At 64.2% G+C, this 21,419-nt stretch carries 15 protein-coding genes; 12 read left to right on the top strand and 3 right to left on the bottom strand.

What is annotated here, in order from left to right; genetic code table 11:
- The first annotated feature begins 56 nt into the window (after positions 1-56).
- The 7 genes from DSM100688_RS04685 to DSM100688_RS04655 all read left to right on the top strand — a co-directional run bounded on the left by DSM100688_RS04685 (position 57) and on the right by DSM100688_RS04655 (position 8,072).
- Positions 57-1,769 carry an FTR1 family iron permease gene (locus DSM100688_RS04685; protein ID WP_152358094.1) on the top strand — a complete coding sequence of 571 codons (1,713 nt, stop codon included), beginning with the start codon at positions 57-59 and terminating at the stop codon, positions 1,767-1,769.
- Between the two features lie 43 nt (positions 1,770-1,812).
- Positions 1,813-2,502, top strand: a complete 690-nt coding sequence (locus DSM100688_RS04680) for an iron transporter (RefSeq protein WP_152357994.1) — start codon at positions 1,813-1,815, stop codon at positions 2,500-2,502.
- Between the two features lie 104 nt (positions 2,503-2,606).
- Positions 2,607-3,875 carry a DUF2318 domain-containing protein gene (locus DSM100688_RS04675; RefSeq protein ID WP_152357993.1) on the top strand — a complete coding sequence of 423 codons (1,269 nt, stop codon included), beginning with the start codon at positions 2,607-2,609 and terminating at the stop codon, positions 3,873-3,875.
- A gap of 24 nt (positions 3,876-3,899) precedes the next feature.
- Positions 3,900-5,207 (top strand): ABC transporter permease, encoded by a 1,308-nt coding sequence (locus tag DSM100688_RS04670; RefSeq protein WP_152357992.1) that lies wholly within the window; start codon positions 3,900-3,902, stop codon positions 5,205-5,207.
- A gap of 50 nt (positions 5,208-5,257) precedes the next feature.
- Entirely contained in the window at positions 5,258-6,556 is a 1,299-nt protein-coding gene (locus DSM100688_RS04665; RefSeq protein WP_152357991.1) for an ABC transporter permease, read from the top strand.
- Positions 6,557-6,625: 69 nt separating this feature from the next.
- Positions 6,626-7,420: an ABC transporter ATP-binding protein gene (locus DSM100688_RS04660; protein ID WP_152358093.1), complete on the top strand. Its 795-nt coding sequence runs from the start codon at positions 6,626-6,628 to the stop codon at positions 7,418-7,420.
- Positions 7,421-7,481: 61 nt separating this feature from the next.
- A complete protein-coding gene (locus tag DSM100688_RS04655; protein ID WP_152357990.1) occupies positions 7,482-8,072 on the top strand; it encodes an FMN-binding protein in 591 nt (196 codons plus the stop codon).
- Between the two features lie 894 nt (positions 8,073-8,966).
- Here DSM100688_RS04655 and DSM100688_RS04650 read toward each other — a convergent pair.
- From DSM100688_RS04650 to DSM100688_RS04640, 3 genes are all read right to left on the bottom strand, one after another.
- A complete protein-coding gene (locus DSM100688_RS04650; protein WP_152357989.1) occupies positions 8,967-9,554 on the bottom strand; it encodes a TetR/AcrR family transcriptional regulator in 588 nt (195 codons plus the stop codon).
- A 96-nt stretch (positions 9,555-9,650) separates the two neighbouring features.
- The gene (locus DSM100688_RS04645) at positions 9,651-11,849 is read right to left on the bottom strand and encodes a YhgE/Pip family protein (protein ID WP_152357988.1); all 2,199 of its coding nucleotides are present in this window, start codon (positions 11,847-11,849) and stop codon (positions 9,651-9,653) included.
- The gene (locus tag DSM100688_RS04640; RefSeq protein WP_152357987.1) at positions 11,846-14,530 is read right to left on the bottom strand and encodes a YhgE/Pip domain-containing protein; all 2,685 of its coding nucleotides are present in this window, start codon (positions 14,528-14,530) and stop codon (positions 11,846-11,848) included. Before DSM100688_RS04640 ends, DSM100688_RS04645 begins: the two co-directional genes overlap by 4 nt.
- Positions 14,531-15,140: 610 nt before the next feature.
- Between DSM100688_RS04640 and DSM100688_RS04635 the strand changes: the two genes are divergently transcribed.
- The 5 genes from DSM100688_RS04635 to DSM100688_RS04615 all read left to right on the top strand — a co-directional run bounded on the left by DSM100688_RS04635 (position 15,141) and on the right by DSM100688_RS04615 (position 21,253).
- A complete protein-coding gene (locus tag DSM100688_RS04635; RefSeq protein ID WP_420837478.1) occupies positions 15,141-16,460 on the top strand; it encodes a putative ABC transporter permease in 1,320 nt (439 codons plus the stop codon).
- A 387-nt stretch (positions 16,461-16,847) separates the two neighbouring features.
- Positions 16,848-17,513, top strand: coding sequence for an MptD family putative ECF transporter S component (locus DSM100688_RS04630; protein ID WP_152357985.1), 666 nt, complete (start codon positions 16,848-16,850; stop codon positions 17,511-17,513).
- Positions 17,513-18,328: an energy-coupling factor transporter transmembrane component T family protein gene (locus DSM100688_RS04625; protein WP_152357984.1), complete on the top strand. Its 816-nt coding sequence runs from the start codon at positions 17,513-17,515 to the stop codon at positions 18,326-18,328. Before DSM100688_RS04630 ends, DSM100688_RS04625 begins: the two co-directional genes overlap by 1 nt.
- 17 nt (positions 18,329-18,345) lie before the next feature.
- On the top strand, positions 18,346-20,319 hold the full coding sequence (locus tag DSM100688_RS04620; RefSeq protein WP_152357983.1) for an ATP-binding cassette domain-containing protein: 1,974 nt from the start codon (positions 18,346-18,348) through the stop codon (positions 20,317-20,319).
- Between the two features lie 256 nt (positions 20,320-20,575).
- Positions 20,576-21,253: a hypothetical protein gene (locus DSM100688_RS04615; protein ID WP_152357982.1), complete on the top strand. Its 678-nt coding sequence runs from the start codon at positions 20,576-20,578 to the stop codon at positions 21,251-21,253.
- The last annotated feature ends 166 nt before the right edge of the window (positions 21,254-21,419 follow it).

The following is a 21,419-nucleotide window of genomic DNA, read 5'->3' as shown; positions in this document are numbered from 1 at the left end:
GCACGATCGCGAAGGTCACGGCCGCCGCGATCGCGTTCATCGCCGCGTTCGTGACCATGCTCAGCCTCGCCGTCGCGCCTATCCCAACGGACTCGTCGACGAATCAGTCGATCCTGCCGATCGCTCGTATCGCGTCCGCCGACGACACCGGCAGCGTCGATTACGAGACGTGGTCGGCCGTCGCCAAGGCCATCGACGACCAACTGCAGGACGGTCTCAAGGAATACACGTCCGGTAACACGGCCGGCTCGACGTCCAAGTTCATGGCCGCGTACAACACGATCTACATCGCGTCCAACTTCACCGCCGTCGTGCGCGATTCGGTCAGCTCCGATAAGCAGGCCGCGCAGCAGCAGGCGTTCCAGGACATCCAGAACCTCTCGTACACGGCAGGCAACGACGACCAGCTCAAGCAGAAGATCACTGATCTGGTCAACGATCTGACTGCGACCGCGCAACAGCTCGACGCGAACACGAGCCTTGCCAACCCGAAGCAGTACGCCGAGGACCTGCAGGCGCAGATCGCCAAGGAGCGCAAGGAGCTCGACGCCAAGAAAAAGAAGAATCCGGGCAAGGGCAACCGTTCGTGGACCGACGTGGCCAACGAGATGACCCCGATCCTCGACAACGCGTACAAGGCGTACGCGGCGGGCGACGGCGCGAAGGGCGCGACGCTCGTGAACAACGCGTACTACCAGTACTACGAGAAGCTCGGCTTCGAGAAGAACGTGATGAACGCGATCAGCGGCGACCGCGTCTCGCAGGTCGAATACCAGTTCAAGATGTGCCGCAAGTCAATGAACACCGGCGCGGACCTGAAGAGCACGAAGAAGCTCATCGACGACCTCAAGGCCATGCTGGTCAAGGATGCGGGCATCCTTGACGGCGGCGCGGCCGACAAGGAGGGCGGCTTCACCAAGCTCATCACCAGTGCGGTCGGTCAGGCGTTCCTGATCCTCATCCGCGAGGGTCTCGAGGCGCTGCTCGTGGTTGCGGCCGTGGTGGCCTACCTCGTGAAGTCCGGCAACAAGCGTTTCACCAAGTGGATCTACCTCGGCGTGCTCGCCGGCCTTGCGGGCGCGGGCGTGGTCGCGGTGATCTTCGTGCTCGCGTTCGGCGGCTCCGGCCCGATCCAGGAGATCATGGAAGGCGTGTGCGCGCTCGTCGCGATGGGCATGCTGCTGTGGACCAGCAACTGGATGCTCAATAAATCGTCGGTCGAGGCGTGGAACCGGTACATTCGCAACAAGACCGAGGCGGCCGTCAAGTCCGTGTCCGCGCAGGTCGAGGCGGGCGATCACGTCGCGTTCTCCACGGTGATCTCGCTCGCGATGCTGAGCTTCCTCGCGGTGTTCCGCGAAGGCGCCGAAACGGTGATCTTCTACCAGTCGATCTACACGATGAGCCAGGATACGCACGGCATGTGGGTCGGCGGCATCGCCGCGGCCGTGGTGCTCGTGATCATCTTCTTCGTCATCCGATTCACATCGGTGAAGATCCCGATCGGCCCGTTCTTCCTCGTGACGTCGATCCTGATGTCGGTGCTTGTGGTCGTCTTCGCGGGCGGTGGCGTGCACTCGCTCATCGAAGGCGACGCGCTGCCGGCCACCTACCTGCAGGGCGTGCCGACGAACGACTGGCTTGGCTTCTACCCGTACGTCGAGTGCATTGTGGCGCAGGTGATCGCGGCCATCGCGGTGATCACGCTGTTCGTGGTCGGCTTCGTCAAGCAGCGCAAGGCCAAGGCCGAGCTCGCCGCGGCCAAGTAAAAGATTTTCCCCAAAATTTCAACCTAGACAAAGGAAGAGAAATATGAAGAACAAGAAACTCGCCGCCGTCCTCGGCGTGCTGCTCGCCGGTTCGATGGCCTTCTCGCTGGCCGCCTGCGGCTCCACCACCGCATCGAACGACACGAAGTCGGACACCTCCACCTCCGACACCAAGTCCTCCGACACCTCGTCGGACTCCGGCTCCTCCGACGCCGGCACCGGCTTCGAGGAAGTCCCGGTCGGCCCCTCGGGCACCGCTGAAGAGCAGGATCAGGACAACGGCCCGCTGACCGTCGGCGCCGTATACTTCCAGCCGATCGACATGGAGCCGGCCTCCTCCGGCCTCAAGGCCGCGGACGCCTCCTTCCACCTCGAAGCCGACATCCACGCCAACGAGAAGGGCACCGAGCTCGGCTACGGCAAGGGCGACTTCGTGCCGGACCTGACCGTGAACTACACGATTATCGACAAGTCCACCGGCAAGGAGGTCGAGGGCGGCAAGGCCACCTCCGGCACCTTCATGCAGATGAACGCCTCCGACGGCCCGCACTACGGCGCCAACGTCAAGCTCGACAAGGCCGGCACCTACCAGCTCAAGCTCTCGATCGAGTCCCCGGCCGCCAAGGGCTGGATGCTGCACGTCGACCCGGAGACCGGTGTCAAGGGCCGCTTCTGGACCGAGCCGATCGAGGTCACTTTCGACAACTGGGATTACACGCCGCGTCAGTGGTGATTCGGGTTATCGAATCATGACCGCATAGCACAACGCTCCCTTCCGCATGAGGGGAGCTTTTGCTGTTTATTGGGACGTCGAACAGGAACGATGAAAGGACGCGAATGCTTGAACAATTCGTGACGGTGATGCCGGGGACGCTGGCCCCCGCATTGCTCGTGATGTGCCTGAGCGTGATGCTCACGGTCGGCGAGGGGCGCGACAAGCCGATCAGCACGCATTGGCGTCTGTGGGGCGTCGGCGTCGGCCTCGTCGCCGCGATCGTGTTCGCGGCCCTGCGCGCGTCGGCCGTCATCAACCAGCGCACGTTCGTCAACTATCCGGTGCTGTGCGTCGCGGTCGTCGTCGATCTGCTCGCGATCGCCGTTGTCGTCTGCGCGCGGCGCATCACTACGAACTGGCAGCGGCATGCGGTCTGGATGCACGTCGCGAACGCGGTCGCCGCGATCGACATCGCGCTTACGCTGTTCTACGCGCTGCCCGACGTCATCCTGCAGCTGACGATCTGGGTCGAGCCAGGCGATCCGATCTTCACGTCCGCGATGCTGTTGCGTGCGCTCGGCTTCGCGCTGGGACTGGCGATGTCGATCATCGTCGCCGCGATCTTCCGCACGATGCGGTCGACCGCGGTGCGGCCCGCGTTCACGGCCGCCGTCGTACTGATGATGGCGATCCTGTTCGTGCAGCATCTGACAGGCCTCGCGCAGATCCTGCAGGCGCGTGGATTCCCGATGAACCACACCGAGTTCGTGGCGCTCGCGTGGTCGATCAACAACAACCGCGGCATGATCATGGCGCAGGCGTTCACGTTCCTGATCCCGGCCGTCGCGTCGGTCGTCGCCGGATTCCGCATGCCGATGACCGGACCGAACGAGGCGACCGTGCGCAAGCACAAGGCGTTCCGCCGTCGTGCGATTGCGGCGGCCGCGTGGAGCGTCGTCGCGATGGTCGGCGTGACGCTCACGCTCACGGTCGGCGTGGCCGCGACCCAGCAGGAGGTCACGCTCTCGCCGCCGGAAGCATACTCGTTGAAGGACGGCGTGGCGACGATCCCGTTCAGCCAGGTCGAGGACGGCCATCTACACCGCTTCGAATACAAGGCGAAGGACGGCACGGTGATGCGGTTCATCATCATCAAGAAGAACGGCGGCGCGTACGGCATCGGCCTCGACGCATGCGACAACTGCGGCGACGCCGGCTACTACGAGAAGGACGGCAAGATCATCTGCAAGAAGTGCGAGGTCGCGATCAACTTGGCGACCATCGGCTTCAAGGGCGGATGCAACCCGGTGCCGTTCCCGTACCAGACCGGCAACGGCAAGATCACCATTCAGACTGCGGATCTGGACGCGCTCAGCGCCCACTTCCAGTGAGCGCCGGCAGGAGGCAAGGAAACCATGTTCTTTCTGCGAATGATCGCGCGGTCGTTCACGCGCCAGCTGCGCAGGCGGCTGCTCATCGCGCTCACCGTGTGCCTGTCGGCCACGGTCAGCGTCTCGATGCTGGGCGTCGTCTTCGACGTCGGCGACAAACTCAACGCCGAACTGTCGACGTACGGCTCGAACATCATCGTGCAGCCGAAGGCCGACGCGGTCGTCTCCGACCTGTACAACACCACCGGGCTTACGGGAGCGGCCGCCCAGGCCGACCCGACCGCGTTCCTCAAGGAGTCGGACGCGGCCAAGATCAAGACGATCTTCTGGGCGTTCAACATCACCAACTTCGCGCCGCAGCTCAACGTGCACGCCGAAGTCAACGGCACGACCGCGCCGCTCGTCGGCACATGGTTCAACAAGGAATTGAAACTCGCGTCCGGCGAGACGACCGTGGTCGGCGTCGAGGGCATGCGCTCGTGGTGGAAAGTCAGCGGCGCGTGGCCGAAGGACGACAGCGATCAGGGCATGATCGGCGCGACGCTCGCGCAGCAGCTCGGCGTGGGCGTGGGCGATACGGTCACGCTCAAGAAAACCACCACGTCCGGCCAGCACAACGAGCAGGCGATCAGGATCGTCGGCGTGTACGATTCCGGCGACGACGAGAACGGCTCGCTGTACCTGTCGAGTTCGGTCGCGCAGGTGCTCGCCGACCTGCCCGACGCGGCCGACAAGATCGAGGTGAAAGCCCTCACCACGCCGGAGAACGACCTCGCGCGCAAGGCCGCGCAGAACCCGGCCGCGCTCAGCCAGGACGACTGGGAGACGTGGTACTGCACCGCGTACCCGAGTTCGATCGCATACCAGATCGAAGAGGTGATTCCGGACGCGGTGGCCAAGCAGGTGCGGCAGGTCGCCGCGCTGCAGGGCAACGTCTTGCAGAAGACACAGGCCGTGATGATACTGATGACCGTGCTGAGCCTGATCGCGGCGGCCGTGGCTGTGGCGAACCTGATGGTCGCCTCGATCGGGGAACGCTCGGCCGAACTGGCGCTGCTCAAGGCGATCGGCGCGACGGACGGCGCGGTGTCGCGGCTGATGATGGCCGAGACCGCGGCGATCGCGCTGCTCGGTGCGATCGTTGGCGCTGGGCTCGGCTCGGGCGTCGCGCAGCTGATCGGGCATGTGGTGTTCGGTTCGGGCATCACGATGCGGCCGATGGTGTTCGTGCTCGTGTTCGTGCTGCTCGCGATCACCGTGCTGCTCGCGTCCGCGTCGTCGATTCGCTCGATCCTGAGCCTGCGCCCCGCGGAGGTGCTGCATGGGCGGTGAGTCCTGGATTGGTTCGGGGAGCCTGACTTGGCAAGGAAAGGAGTGGTGAGATGACGAATACCGGAATGTTCTTCCGCATGCTGTTCAGCGCCGTGTTCCGGCGGCGCTCGCGTGCGATGATGGCGGTCGTCGCGTCGCTCGTCGGCGCGGCCACGCTGTTCTGCCTGGCGATGATCTGCATCGCCGTGCCGCAGCAGATGAACGAGGAGATGCGCGCGTACGGCGCGAATCTGATCGTCACGCCGACCTCGTCCACCACGTCGGCCGACAAGGCCGGCATCGACGAAGCGATGGTCGAGCACACCACCGAGATGGTCGCGGCGAAAGGGTCCGAAAAGCACGCGACCTACCGTTACGAGAACGTGCGCGTGAACGCCGCGCCGTACGTGATGGCCGGCGTGGACGCCGCGCAGGTGAAGAACCTCAACCATCACTGGGTGATCGACGGTTCATGGCCGTCCGACGGCAAGGTGCTCATCGGCCGTGACATCGCCGACGCGATCGGCCTCAAGGTCGGCTCGCGCATCACCATCGGCTACCGCGCCTCCGACAATGCATCCTCCTCGTCGTCCTCGTCATCGTCGTCCGCAACGTCGTCATCGAACGATACGAATACGGACGCCGACGCCAACGGCAGCACGTCATCGCAATCCCAGTCGTCCTCCGGCCAACCCACGCAGGACGGCCGCGTCTCCAGCGACATCATGGACACGTCCGGCACCGAATTCCGCGTCGCCGGCATCGTCGACACCGGCGGCAGCGAGGACTCGATCATCTACGCCACCAACGCCGACGTCAACAAGCTCACCGGCGTCACGCGCGGCGTCGACGTCATCGAATACTCCGCCGGTGCGAACGATCTCAACGCGCTGGTGCAAAGCATCAACGACATGACCTCCATGCACGTCAAAGCACAGCAGGTCACCAAGATCACCGCATCCGACACGCGCATCATCACCATGCTGCAAACGTTGTTCTGGATCGTCTCGCTCGTCGTGCTCGTGCTCACGCTCGTCGGCGTCGGCACTACGATCAGTTCGATCGTCTCCCAGAGACGTAACGAGATCGGCCTGCGCAAGGCGCTCGGCGCCAGCTCGGTGGCGATCGGCACTGAATTCTACGTCGAATCGGCCATGTACGGCCTCATCGGCGGTCTCGTCGGCACCGCGATCGGTTACGGGCTCGCGCAATGGCTGTGCGTGGCTGTGTTCGAGCGGTCGATCGGCTTCAACTGGTGGCTCGGCGTCGCGTCCGTGCTGCTCGCGGCGGTGGTCGCGGTCGTCGCGTCCATCCCGCCAGTCCACCGCGCCACGCGCATCGACCCGGCCGTCGTGCTGCGTGAGGAATAGCGCATCGGCTTCCGGCCTCGTGAACAACGCTCGTGAATCTCGTGAATAACGTAAGGAAACATCATGGATATGCTGCTTGAACTCGACCATATCTCGAAGATCTACGGCGATCTGCACGCCGTGGACGACCTCAGCCTGACCGTGCCGGCCGGGCAGTGGCTGGCGATCGTCGGCTCGTCCGGCTCCGGCAAGACCACGCTCATGAACATGATCGGATGCATGGACACGCCGTCTCGCGGCTCGGTCAAGCTCGAAGGGCGCAAACTCGAGGATCTCAACGCCGGGCAGCTCGCCGACGTGCGCAAGAACCTCATTGGCCTCGTGTTCCAGAAGTTCTACCTCGTGCCGCATCTGACGGCTGTGGAGAACGTGATGGTCGCGCAGTACTACCATTCGGTCGTCGACGAGAAGCAGGCGCTCGAGGCGCTGGACCGTGTGGGACTGAAGGATCGCGCGCACCACCTGCCGAGTCAGCTGTCCGGCGGCGAACAGCAGCGCGTGTGCATCGCGCGTGCGCTCATCAACGATCCGAAGCTGATCCTCGCCGACGAGCCGACCGGCAACCTCGACGAGAAGAACGAGAAGATCGTGCTCGATCTGTTCCGCCAGCTGCACGAGCAGGGCACGACGATCATCGTGGTCACGCACGATGCGCTCGTGGCGAGCTGTGCGGAGCGAGAGATCATGCTCAACCACGGCGTGCTCGTCGGCGAGAAGTGGAACGATGAGGCCGCGCGCGCCGCGTACGAGGCGGCGGGCGGACGTCCGGCGTCGACCGGCGCGGCCGTCGAGGGTGCGCAGACCGGCGAGACCGCGATCGGGTTCGCCGACCCGACCAAGGCCGCGAAGACCGGCGGAGAATAGTGATCGCGGAGTGAGCGAAGCGGGCCGAGAATGGGCCGAGGAATAAGGTAAGGTTGCGGGCATGAGCGACAAAAACGCGAGTACGAACACGTTGAGGAAATCCGCGGTCGCGGCGGCGGCCGGGCTGGTGGTGGCTGGCGCGATGCTGGCCGGATGCGGCGAGCCGAAGGCCACGCCGATGAACGACGAATACGCCGGCAACTCGGGCGAGACCGAGCAGTCGCAGGAGGAGCAGTCGCAGTCGTCGGGCGGGTCGTCGGATTCTGGTTCGTCGGACTCTTCGTCCGGTTCGTCTGCGTCGACCGGCGCGGGCAGCCGCGACACCGGCACGAAGTCCGACAAGAAGGACACCGGCAACTATGCGGACGGCACGTATTCGGTCAACGGCCAGTACGGGCCGATCGGCGAGGACACCATCGACGTGCACGTGACCGTCAAGGACCAGAACGTCGAGAAGGTTGAGATCGTCGGGCATCCGTTCACGACGATTTCGAAGAAGCACCAGACCGATTTCGCCGGGGCGATCAACGGCGTGGTCGACGGCAAGCCGCTCAAGGGTCTCAAGGTCGATACGGTCGCCGGTGCGAGCTGGACCACCGATGCGTTCAACGCCGCGCTCGAGGTGGCGCGTCAGGAGGCGTCGATTCAGTAGGCTGGTGCTGGTGCTGGTGCTGGTGCTGGTGCTGGTGCTGGTTGCCGTTTTGCTGCCCGTTTCTGTCCGATAAGCGCAACGGCGTGTGGCAGACGTACCAGAACGTGTGCATCCTTGGGTTTCCGTCTCTTCTCAACGGACATACAGCCGATTCACCCATCCAAATCGGCTGTATGTCCGTTGAGGGGCGGTGCGGTTCCCGAATTTCCTGCGCTGACGGCTGGTCAGTGCAAGGATTTCGGGACGAGTGGGCTGTTTTCCCGAAAAATTTGCGCTGAGACATGCTGAGCGCAAGAAATTCGGGACGATGCGGCCGTTTCCCCGAATTTCTTGCGCTGGCGATGTGGGGGGGGCGTGCCAGAGCGTGCGCATCCTTGGGTTTCCTCCTCTGCGCGCGGCGGATATACAGCATCGATCGGCTAGTCGGACGCGCGTTGCCGCCCCTTTCTCTGCACCTCAACGGACATACAGCCGACTGAGGGGGATGAATCGGCTGGTTGTCCGTTAGGGGACGAGTACGTATCGGGGATGCCGGTCACGCGATGGTAAAACGTGGCGAAATGCCATCGCGTGATTTGGCTGTCGGTCACGCGATGGTACAAGGGCGGGATTTTCCATCCCGTGACCACGAAATCGATGTGGAAAAGGTCACGCGATGGTTGTGCGACGGTTGCATGCCATCGCGTGACCAATCGCTACGTCACGGGATGGCAGTATGAGGTGATTTTCCATCCCGTGACCTTGTGATCGGGATGCATAGGGCGTATGTGGGGTCACGCGATGGTATTTGAGCGTTACAAAACCATCGCGTGACTTGCTGCCGCGTCACGCGATGGTAAAACGTGGCGAAATGCCATCGCGTGAGATAACGGTGCGGCGACTGAATACGCGGGATTACGAACGTGCGATAGCGGGCCACAGGAGAGCGGTCATGCGTTCGGGCCAGTCGCCGGCGGCGTCGGGGGTGAGCGCCTTGGCGGCGAGCATCGAGCCGAGCGTCGTGTCGAACAGGAACCGCGCGTCCGCGTCGCTGCGGAACGCGCCAGCCTCCACGCCGCGCGCGATGAACTGCGCGAACCGCTGTTGCGCCGGGTCGATGATCTGTCGCGCCAGACCGTGCACGGCCTGATTACTGGTCGACAGCACTGCGCCCACGGCCTTCAGCCCGATCTCGTCGTTGAAACTGGCTGCGACACGTTCCAGCAGCGTCTGCAAACCGGCACGTGTGGTGTCCAGATGACCGAACTCCGGCAGGTGCACCGCCTCGATCTGCAGGTGGTGCAGCAGATCGTCCGTGTTGCGGTAACGACGATAGATCGTGGTTTTCGCAACACCGGACCGGCGCGACACCTCCTCGATGGTCATCGCGCCGATGCCGTCCGAGACGAGGATGTCGAGCGTGGCCTGCGTGATCTTGCGGTCGGTCGCCTCGCGCGTGCGCGTGGCGCGCGGCGGGGTGGCGGATGATGTTGAGGCGGTCATGGTTCCTTCTTCTTCGGTATGTTCATGATATGACGTGCGATATATGACACGTGCGGATGCGGCCCCGCACTCGGCGAGTGCGACAGACGCGACGGATCACAGCAGCTTCGTGCTTTCGACCTGCGCCACGTACCACTTGTTGAAGCCGATCAAAGGCTTGCGCAGCACCAGTCCGAGCAGCAGCAGCGGCGGCACGAACAGCAGCAGCCGTTCCAGCGCGATCCAGTAGTCGTTCGCGTAGATCCCGGCGATCGCCGCGCGCACCATCGTCACCGAATGCGTCACTGGCAGCCACGGACTGAGCGCACCAACGAAATCGGGCAGGATCTGCAACGGATACGCCGCACCCGACCCGCAGATCTGCACCACGAGGTACAGCACGCCGATCGCCTTGCCAACGTTGCCGAAACTCGCCACCATCGTGTACGCGAAGAACGAGTACACGAGCGAACTCATCCAGCCGTCAAGCATGAACAGCCACGGATGCACGGCCTGAATCCGCATGAACAGCAGCGTGCCGCCGCACGACACCGTGCTTTGCAGCAGCGCGATCGTTGCGAACACACCGTAATGGCCCAGATACAGTTCGTGCGGCCGCACCGGCCGGCCGATCGCGGTCTCCAGTCCGTCGCGCACGCGCCGCGACACCGAGGTCTTCAGTGTCACGGCCATGAGCAGCGATCCGACCCACAGCGGCAGGAACGTGTACAGCGGCGCGAGCGAGCTGCCGAAGTTCGCGACCGGGAAGATCGCCTTGCGCTTCAGCTGTACCGGCGCGGCCAGCGTCGCCGCCGTCGCGTCCGTGTCCGAGCCGAGCAGGTCGCGCACCTGCGCCATGTCGCCGCTGTTCAGCGCGTCCTTCATCTTCGTACTGAAGTCACTCAGCTTTGCGCTCGCGGCCGTGAGCGTCGCGGCCGTCTCGTTCAGCGTGGTCTTGACGTCCGCGAGTTTGGTGCCGGCCGAGTCCGCGGTGTCGCGCAGCCCGTCGATCGCGTCCGCGGCCGAAGTCGAACCGGACGTCAGCGTGCCGGCCAGATCGTTCACCGACGAGGTCAGCGCGTCGATCTGCGGTTTGAGCGACTTGTTGAAGTCCGACTGCACCGACGTGACGCTCGCCTTAGCTTGATCCGCAAGATCCTTGATCTGCTGCCGTTTGGCCGTCGCATCCGCGGTCTTCGACGTCAGATCGCTCGCCGCGTCGTTCAGTGCGTCGCGCAACGCGGTCTGCCGAGCGATCACCCGGTCCAGTCCGTCCAGCAGCGTGGACTGCGCGTCCGAACCGATCGTCGTGGCCGGATCGAGCGCGGCGACCGTGTCGCGGATCGACTGGTACTGCGCACGTTGTCTGTCAACGTTCGCAGCCTGTGCGGCCAGTGATGCCGCAAGATCGTCGCTCGACTTGCTCGCGCTCGCGTACACGTCGTCGATGCTGTTCGACACCGCGTCGAAACTGTTCGCGCTGGTCTTCAACGCGTCCGTCATCGTGTCCGAAGCCGAGGCGAGCGCGTCGCTCACCGTCGCCGCCCCCGACTTCGCCGAGTCGACCTGCGACTTGACGTCCGCCGCCGAACCCGATGCGGTGTCGATCAGCTCGACCGAACTCGACATCAGCGATCCGGCCGAATCGGTGAGCGTGCCGTACATGGTCAGCATCGCGGCCGTATCGTCTAAGTCGTCCGCGAAATCGGCGATTTTCGTAGTGAATGAGCCGATCATCTGCGCGGCCTGCGGGTCGTCGAGCCGATCGAGCAGACTCGACGCGATCGACAGCGCGGTGCCGGCGATCGTCTGCGCGAACGTTTCGTTGACCTGCGCGGCGACCTGATCCGCGCCCTGCCCGGTCACCTTCGGCGCGAGCGCGTTGGCCTTCTCGTTCGTGTAGTACGTGAGCTTCGCGTGGCTCACGGTGTCGGCCGTGAAGAACGTCATCATCTTCTCGGAGAAGTCCTTCGGGATGATGACGGCCGCGTAGTATTCGCCGGATTTCGTGCCATCGATTGCATCGCTTTCAGTCGTGAACGTCCAGTCGAGCTGGCTGTTCGCGCGCAGGGCGTTGACGACCGAGTCGCCGACGGTGATCTTGACCGGGATCAGGTCGGACTGGTAGCCCTCGTCCACGCTGGCGACCGCGAATTTGAGGTTGCCGGTGTTCGAGAACGGATCCCAGCTCGCGGCGATGTTGAACCACGAGAACAGGCCGGGGATGGTGACCAGGCCGATCACGATGATGATCGAGACGACGTTGCTGGTGATGCGTTTGAGATCGCCGACGAACAGTGTGATGATCGCGTTCACTTCGCGTGCCTGCCTTCCGTGTGGTTCGTGTGTGTGATGTGCGGGGTGCGGGTTGCGTTTGTTGCGTCGGTGCGTGCGGCTGATGCTGCGGCCGCGGTGGATGCGGCAGCGGCCGTCGTGTGCGCGGGCCGTCTGTGCGAACGTTTGCGCCGATAGAGCACGTCGCGGATCGCATCGTCGCTCAGCGTGCCGAGCCGCGTCTGCCGCTCGAGACTGTCGCGCATCAGTTCGATCGTCATGAGGAATCCGATGATGAGTAGAATCCATACGATCCACGTCGCCAACGCGGCGAGCTTCACGCCGATCGAACTCGCGTCGTTCGCGCCGGCCACGAATGAGAACGTCACTGCAAGCACGGCGGGAACAGCCAGTCCGGCCACGAGCGCGCCGCGACGTAGCCGCGGATAGCGCGTCATGAACGCGGCCGCACGCCGTTCGACGCCCGCGCGGTACACGTCCTTGTCCGCGAGCATGCGGATCGCCTGAGCCATGCTGAACGGACGGTCCGGCAGCTGCACCTCCTCGCCGACGAACATGTCGCTTTCCGCAAGCTGCCGCGCGAACAGCCGGTTCAGATTCGTCAGCAGCGGCCGCACCGCGAGCCCGATCGCGAACGAGACGACCGCGAACACGAGCAGCATCGCGATGTCGCGCAGCCAGTGGTTGCCGTAGAACCCGCCGATCGTCTCGCGGAACGCGCCGATCGAATACGTGAACGGGAAGAACGGGTACAGCCCGCGGTAGAAGCCCGGCATCATCTCGATCGGGTACAGGCCAGACGCGCCCGGAATCTGCACGATGATGAGCGCCACGCACAGGCCCTTGCCGACGTGCATGAGCGTGGTCGAGAGCATGTAGATCAGGCTCAGATACGCGAGCGACGTGACGACGCCGGTGAGCAGGAACAGCGGCGCGTTCACGGTCTGCACGCCGAGGATCAGGTCGCCGGCCGTAGTGACGAGGCCCTGCGCGGCGGCCGGCACGGCGAGCAGCAGGAACCGCGCGAGATAGCGTTCGCTCGCGGTAGGCTCCGCGTCAAGCCCTTCGTCATCGACCTCGAGCCTGACGATCACCATCAACGCGAACGCGCCCACCCACAGCGCCATGTTCGTGAACAGCGGCGCCATGCCGGAGCCGTACGTGGCCACCGGATACACGGTTTTCGTGGTGAGCACGGTGGGGGAGAGCATGAACTCGGAGATCGCGGAGACGTTGAGCTTGCCGTCGGTGCCGAGCAGGTCGGCAAGCGTGTTCGTCGATGCCAACGTTGCCAGATCGGTGGCGGTGGTGTCGAGTTTCGACTCGACCTTCGCGAGGCCCGCATCGGTTTGTGTGAGCGCTTGCGTGGTGTTGGCCGCGGCCTGATCGAGCTGGTCGAGCACGGTTTCGGTCTGCGTGATGAGCGCGTCCTGGTTGGTGACGGTGTTCGCGAGGCCGTTCGCGGTGTCGGCGAGCGAGTCGAGGCCGTCGCCGAGCTGCGGTGCGGCGGTGTTCGCGATGGTCTTGCGGGCGTTGGCAGTCTGGTCGAGCGCGGTCTGCGTGGCCGTGTTCATCGCGTCGGCGGAACTGGCCGTGTCGCTGATCAGCGTGCCGGTGTCGGTGTTGAGTTTGGTGAGTCGGCTGACCGAGTCGCCGATCTTCGTGTGCTGCGCCTCGAGTTTGGCGATGAGATCCGCGGTGACGCTGGTGGACGGCAGCTGCTTGAGCTGTTCGATGAGTTTGCCGGTCGCGTCGTTGGCCTGCTTGGCGACGGTGAGTGCGTCGCCGACCGCCGCGTTCGCGCTGGTCATGCCGCCGGTGATCGCCGCGATGCCGACGTTCGCCTTCGCGCTGGCCTGCGACAGCAGGTTCGTGCCCTGATCGATGGCTGCGCTGGTGCTGCTGATCGTGCCGCGCGCGGTGTTCTGTGCGTCGGTGATGAGCTTCGCGGTCGATTGCAGCGTGCTGCCGGCGTTCGCGGCGGCGAGTTTCGTCTGCGCGATCGTGGCGCGGGCGTCCTTGGTCTTGGTGGGAATCTGGTCGAGTGCGTCGGTCAGATCGGCGATCGACGTGCGTGCCTTGGCGATCTTCTGCTTGGTGGCGTTGAGTTGTGCGATCGTTTGCTGCGTGGTGTCGTCCGTCTGCGCGGCGATCGTGTCTCCGGCCTGGTTGACCACGTCGGAGATGACCTTGCTCGCGGTTGAGACGAATGCGTTGTTGACCTGCGTGTCGACCGTGGATGCACCGGTGTCGGTGATCTTCGGGGCGACCGCGTTCGCCTTCTCGTTGACGTAGTATTCGAGCGTCGGTCGATCTTCGCCGTTCGTGATCACGCCGGCCATGTCCTCGCTGAACGTTTTCGGGATGACGATCGCGGCGTAGCTTTCGCCGGATTCGACCTGCGCGATCGCCTCGGATTCGCTGACGAACCGCCAGCCGAGGTCGTGGTTCGCCTTGAGCTGGTCGACGAGTTGGTCGCCGAGGTCGAGATCGCCGAGCATCGCGTCGCTGGTGCCGGCGTCGTTGTTGGCGACGGCGACCTGCACGCCCTTGGTGTTGCTGTACGGGTCCCAGAAACCGACGATGTTGAACCATGCGTACAGCGCGGGGATCACGGTGATGCCGATGATGATGACCCACGCGGTCGGCACGCGCAGCAGACGCAGTGCGTCGCGGCGCAGGATCTTCAGCACGGTGCTCATGGCGTCCCTTTCGGTTGGCGGTGGTATCGGATGCGCGACGTTGGGTGATGTCGCGCAACTCGTGTGATGTCGCGTGATATTGCGTGACGTCACGTAGCGTCGGGTGACGTCATGTGACGTCATGTGACGTCGGGTGACATCGCATGTAGTGCTACGCAATCCGTAGCGCTACGCATCAAGTAGCGTAACGCCACCCGTGGAACTTTGTCCCTCCAACGGACATACAGCCGATTCGGATGGTGGAAACGGCTGGTTGTCCGTTGAGGAAGCGGAGCATACCCGTTTGCGTATGCGGGCGTTCCGGTCTTCTGACGGACATACAGCCGATTTGGCGGCGGAAACGGCTGCATGTCCGTCAGAGAGAGGGCCTCGCTCACTGAGGAACATCCCATGGCACTTACGCCTTACTCTTCACGGACATCCAGCCGTTTCCGCCGCCAAATCGGCTGTATGTCCGTTGGGGGTGGACGTATGACGTACGGTCGTTCGTATGACTCGTTCCTGACCTCCAACGGACAACCGGCCGATTCTCGCTCCAAAATCGGCTGGTTGTCCGTTGAAGAGTAAGGCGTGCGGATCCGTTGGAACGGCTGTGTGTCGTCAGACAATCATGCCATCCGCCGGCGCTGATAGCGTGGATGGCATGAGCGAAACGTCAGCGCACAACAAACTCGCCGAACCGATCCCCGCTGGGCCGATCCCCACAGAGCTCGCAGAATCCGCTGAGCCGATCCCCGGCGACGTGAACGGCGACGGCATCGTCGACATCGACGACGAACGTCTCCCGCTGATCACCCGCATCTACGGCATCGTGCTCGTCGTCTACGGCATCACCACCGTCCCGGTCATCGTGCTCACCGTAGTCGCCGTCGTCCGCGCACTCGTCTCCGGACAGGTCGTCGTCACGCAGCCCGACCTTACCGCCATCCTCAGCTGGCTGTCCGCCGGCACGAACTCGGTCACCACCGTCATCCTCATGATCTTCGGCATCCTGCTGCTGCTCAACCGGCGCAAGCACGCGGCCCGCTGGATCGAGGCGCTCATCCCACTCACCATCGCCGAAGGACTGTTCGCGGTTGCGCTCGACGGCCTCAAACCGCCGCTGTTCCTGCCGATCGTCCAGCTCGTGATCCTCGTCGCGCTGTCCGTCACCGTCGATCCGGCGCTGCGCGAGGAACGTCGTCTCAAAACCGCGCTCTGGCATATGGACAGGCGCTCGGAATACGAACGCGCGCTCGCCCAAGGCATGCCCGGCCGCGACCTGAGTGGCAAAGGCTACATCTCGCTCGACTTCTTCAATATCTTCTGGCTGTTCATGGTCGGCTGCGTGTTCGGGCTCGCGATCGAAACGCTCTACCATTTCGCGCTGTACGGTGGCGAATGGCAGGATCGCGCGGGCCTGCTGTGGGGCCCGTTCTCGCCGATCTACGGCTGTGGCGCGGTGATCCTGACCGTGCTGCTCAACCGTCTGTGGCGCGCGAACTGGCTGCTGATCTTCTGCGCGAGCGCGGTGATCGGCGGCACGTTCGAATACCTGACGAGCTGGTTCATGGAGGTCGCGTTCGGCATCACCGCGTGGGACTACACCGGCCAGTGGCTGTCGATCGACGGGCGCACGTCGGGTAAGTACATGTTCTTCTGGGGACTGCTGGGGCTGGCGTGGGTCAAGCTGATCCTGCCGCGGCTGCTCGCGCTGATCCAGCGGATTCCGTGGGGGTGGCGGTACACGCTCACGCTCGTATGCCTCGTGTTCATGATCGTGGATGCGACGATGACGGTGATGGCGCTCGACGCGTGGTATTCGCGGATGGCCGGTATCGCTGCCGACTCGCCGGTCTCGGACTTCTTCGCGCGGCATTTCGGCGACGAGTTCATGGCGAACCGCTTCCAGACCATGACCCTCGATCCATCCAAGGCCGGCCGTGCGTAGGTGCGCGCGGGTGCGGGCAGAGGTGCGGTACGGCCTGTCGGTCGTGCTGCCTCCTTCGCGTGGCAGAAAACGCTCGCTGACGGTACGCTCAGCGAGCGAAAACCGCCACTAGGAACGGTGCGTGGCAGAAAACGCTCGCCAGACACGGTCTCAGCGAGACATTTCCGCCACGCACGGTTGCGCGTGGCGGTTTTCGCTCGCTGAGGGCATGCCTGGCGAGCGTTTTCTGCCACGCGGATGAGGGACGATCGGGAGTGAGCGGTGCCGACGGAGAACGGGGGTATTGTGTTGCGGGCGGAAGCCCGATAGATTGAGGGGAGTTTGTCCGTTTCGCGTGTTCCGTCGATATCGGAAACGCAGCCTGCATATACCCGTATCGGAGATCGCATGACCCAGCCCAACGTCAGTCAACCCGCCCAGCCCGCGTCGCAGCGGTCCACGCAGCAGCCCGCACCGGCCGCCAAGTCCTCCCGCCTCGCCATCCCCGACCTCATCTCGATCGGCATCTTCACCGCCCTCTACTTCGTGTGCGTGTGCGTCGCCACGCTCGTCTCCACCCTCGTCGCCGGTGCGGGCACGATCTTCCTGCCCGCCGTCGCCGCGCTCATCTGCGGCCCGGTGTTCATGCTCTCGGTCGCGCGCGTCGGCAAGTTCGGCGGCATCACCGTCATGGGCGTCGTGATCGGCCTGTTCCTGTTCGTCTCCGGCCATTTCGCGCTCTCGTTCGTCGCGAGCGTTGTCTTTCCGCTCGCCGGCGACCTCATCGCCCGCATCGGCAACTACCGGAACCGCGTCACCATCCTCATCGGCTACGTCGTGTTCTGCTACGGCCTGACCGGCCCGATCCTGCCGCTGTGGTTCATGAAGGACGCGTATGTCGCCTCGCTCGAGGCCCGCGGCAAAAGCGCGGCGTACATCAACGACCTGTTCTCGCAGATCAGCGTCGGCTCGTTTTTCGTGGCGATGGTCGCGATCCTCGTGTGCGGTCTGATCGGCGGCTGGTTCGGCCAGCGCATCCTCAAGAAGCATTTCGTCAAGGCCGGCATCGCCTGATGACCGACGTTCCCGTCGGCCGGTCCGGGCCGCGCGCCGGCCTGCGTCTCGACCCGCGCGCGAAACTGTACCTGCTGCTGCTCGCGAACCTGCTGCTGTTCTTTCACGTAGACACGCGCGGCGAGGCGATCATGGTCGCGCTGTTCCTGCTGCCGCTGTTCGCGGCCGGACGGTGGCGGAACGGACTGCGTCTGGCGGTGCTGTACTTCGCGCTGCTCGGGTTGGGACTGTGGTCGGACGCGGTGACGTTGGACGGTGCGGGCGGCGGTTCCGGCGGATCGTTGATCAGCATGATGGACGGCGGCGCGAACGTCGGCGATGGCACGGCGGCCGCATGGGCGACCGTCGGTCACGTCGCCGGACTGCTGTCGGTCGGCATCCGCATGATGATGCCGTGCCTGATCACCGGCGCATATGCGTTCACCACGACCTCGATCAGCGAGTTCGTGTGCGCGATGCGGCGCATGCGCGTGCCCGAGATGATCGTCATCCCATGCATGGTCGTCATCCGGTTCTTCCCGACCATCGCGCACGACTATCGGCAGATCCGCAACGCGATGGCTCTGCGCGGCATCGCGGCCGGACGATTCGCACTCGTGCGTCACCCGGTGCAATCATTGGAGTTCATCATCGTGCCGCTGCTCATGAACGCGACGTTCGTCTCACGCGACCTGTCCGTCGCGGCGCTCACCAAAGGACTCGGCATCGCCGGTGAACACACCTGCATGACCGTCATCCGCATGCGCTGGTTCGACTGGGCGACCATGGCCGTGTGCACCGCGCCGATGGCGCTCGCGATCGGAGGTGTGCTGTGAGCGAACCGTCTTCCACTATGTCGCCTCGATCGGGCGAAACGAGCGGAACAATCCCATCCCGCGCCGCATCATCGCCATCCGCCCCCATTATCACGATTTCCGACACATCGTTCCAATACACGCACGACGATACCGGTGTCGGGGCTGCCAATCCGACGGTCGCAGACTTCGCGTCCGGCAATGCAACGTCTCCCGCCGATCTCGCCCTCTCCCACGTCAATCTCGTCATCCGCCCCGGCGAAACCGTCATGCTGTGTGGGCAATCCGGATGCGGCAAAACCACCGTCACGCGGCTTGTCAACGGACTCATCCCGAACTTCTTCCACGGTCCGCTGACCGGAACGCAATTCGTCTGCGGACTGGGCGGCGACGGTGCGAACGGTGCGGAGAACGTGCCGATCGAATCGCTCGTGCCGCTCGTCGGCAGCGTCTTCCAGAACCCGAAAACGCAGTATTTCAACGCCGACACGACCAGCGAACTCGCGTTCCCATGCGAGAACATCGGCATGCCGTCCGCCGACATTCGTGCGCGGGTCGCCGAAGTCGCGCGGCGATTCGGCATCGAGCATCTGCTCGATCGCAGTGTCTTCACGCTGTCCGGTGGCGAAAAACAGCGGCTCGCGGTCGCCGCGGCGACCATGCTGCACCCGCAGGTCATCGTGATGGACGAGCCGACCAGCAACCTCGACGCGACCGCGATGCGCGACCTGCACAACATGGTCGCGGAACTGAAACGAGACGGCGTGACGGTCGTGATCGCCGAGCACCGGCTCGCGTGGTGCGCCGATCTGATCGACCGGTACGTGCGGTTCGACGGCGGTGCGGTGGCGGGCGAATATACGGCCGCCGAGTTCGGGAAGCTCCTGGCGGAGCAGCTCGAAGCGTGGGGACTGCGGGCGATCGATCTCGCGCCGTACCGCGCGGCCTTGCAGGCGAAAACCGGCGTGGCCGGTATTGTGCCGGACGGTGGCGAGATGGCTGAAAGAACACCGGTCGGACATCCGTTGCCGGCTCACGATCTCAATGACGGACTCCCTTCGGAACAGGGAACATCGCAGCCGTTGGCTATCGCAAAGACCGAAACATCGTCCGATATGCCGGCTGCGTCGTCGGTCGGTCCGGTCATCGATTCGGCAGGTCGGCATCCGTCTGTTGCGTCCGTGCTTGCCGATCCTTCCGAGCCGCAAACGGAATGTCAGTCGTTTGTCATCGGCAACGTTCCTATCATCGCGACGCACGATCTCACCGTCGGCTATCGTCGCGCATTCCGGCGCGACATCGCCGATATCACGCTGTACGGCAGCGAGATCGTCGGGCTCATGGGCCGCAACGGTGCCGGCAAAAGTACGCTGGTGCGCACGTTGTGCGGCCTGCAGCGGCCACTCGCCGGGCGGATCCTGCTGCACGATGCTCCGGCGCGTCCGACCGCGCTCACCCGCGCCGGATTCCTCGTCATGCAGGACGTCAACTATCAGCTCTTCGCCGACAGCGTGCGCGAGGAACTGCTGCTCGGCCTCGGCGATGCGGACGACGTGATCCGGCAGCCGGTTGATGTACCGATCGCACCGTTGAACGCAGCTCAATCGTCTTCCTCCGGCGCGGCATCACACGGTATGTCTGTGCGCGACGGCAATACCGACGTGCAACCATCAGCAACACCGTACCTTCATCCCGCAACGCTCGGCGAGCAGGCCGATCGCGTGCTGGAATCGCTCGATCTGCTGCCGTTCGCGGAACGCCATCCGATGAGTCTGTCGGGCGGGCAGAAACAGCGGCTGGCGATCGTGTCGGCGATCATGTGTGGCAAGGAGCTCATCGTGCTCGACGAGCCGACCAGCGGACTCGACCGCGCGCATATGATGCAGGTCGGCGCGCTGCTGCGGGGATTGGCCGATCGGGGCAAGGCCGTGCTCGTCGTCACGCACGACGAGGAACTCGCCGCGTTGTGGTGCGACCGGATCATCGATCTGGACCGGGAGGTGGGGGCGTAACTCAATGACATGATCACCCTGTTATTGAGTTACGGTCTCCGCGGCCGCTGAAAACGACCGTATCTCAATGACAGCGGCGAGATACTGTTGAGATACGGTCTCCCTAACCGTTGAAAACGGCCGTAACTCAACGGTATGGTCGCGATAGTGTTGAGATACGGCCGTCTGCAGGCCTAACAACGACCGTAACTCACGTAACCAAGTGCGATACGAGCGAGACGTTTGACGTCATGATTTCACGCAAGGAGTGCAGACAATGACCACCTTCGACCCGGCCGAATGGATCGGCGACTGGATCAGCTTCGAACAGCTCATCGATAGCCGCGACCCCGCCATCGAACGCGCATGGGCGGACGCCGAGGCGGCGATGCGCGGGCACTGGTCCGCGTTCTCGCTCATATTGCCGTTCTTCGGCGGCAGCATCCGCCGATTCTGGCGCTGGGCGTGCCGCACCACCGGCCGCGAAAACCGGCACACGCCGATCGCCGGATGGCATATCGAACCGTTGGAATACGGCGAGAACGCGGGCAACGGATTCGCGCTCGAATGGCGCAGCGACGAATCCACGGTGATCGGACGCTACGCCTACCAGCTTGACCACATGATCGACCGCGGGCTCGAAGGCAAGCCGTGCTACGTCTTCCACGCCGACTCCGCGCCGGCCGGAAGTCCGTTCCGCGTGCTCATCGCGATGGATCCGATGCCGGCTCGCGCCGAGCTGACCGAAGGCGGACTGCTCAGCCATCTTCACTTCCAGTACGGGAGTAGTGAGGCGGTGCTGCTGCGTGGCGGCGCAGGCGCGGGGGCCAAGCTTCGCCGTCGCATGTGGTATCCCACCATGTGCTCGGCTGACAGCGACTTGCTTGCCCGGTGCAATGTCATCCGTGCGCTGCACCGACTGCCTGCGTGGGAGCAGTTGCCCGCTACCTCCTGAGGTGTCCGCCTTCGACGATCGGTGGAATCAGCCTCTTGATCGTCGAACTGCTGTGTGCCGCTGGCGTGGCATACGCGTGTCGTGCTGGTGTGGCGCGGCTGGTGCGGTGCAGCGGATCGGATACTGCGCGCGGGCATGTCTCGGTAACGCCGTCCTTATAGTGAAA

It is taken from the genome of Bifidobacterium ramosum, from assembly GCF_009299505.1.
Taxonomy (GTDB): domain Bacteria; phylum Actinomycetota; class Actinomycetes; order Actinomycetales; family Bifidobacteriaceae; genus Bifidobacterium; species Bifidobacterium ramosum.
This window is presented reverse-complemented; position numbering and strand designations above follow the sequence as displayed.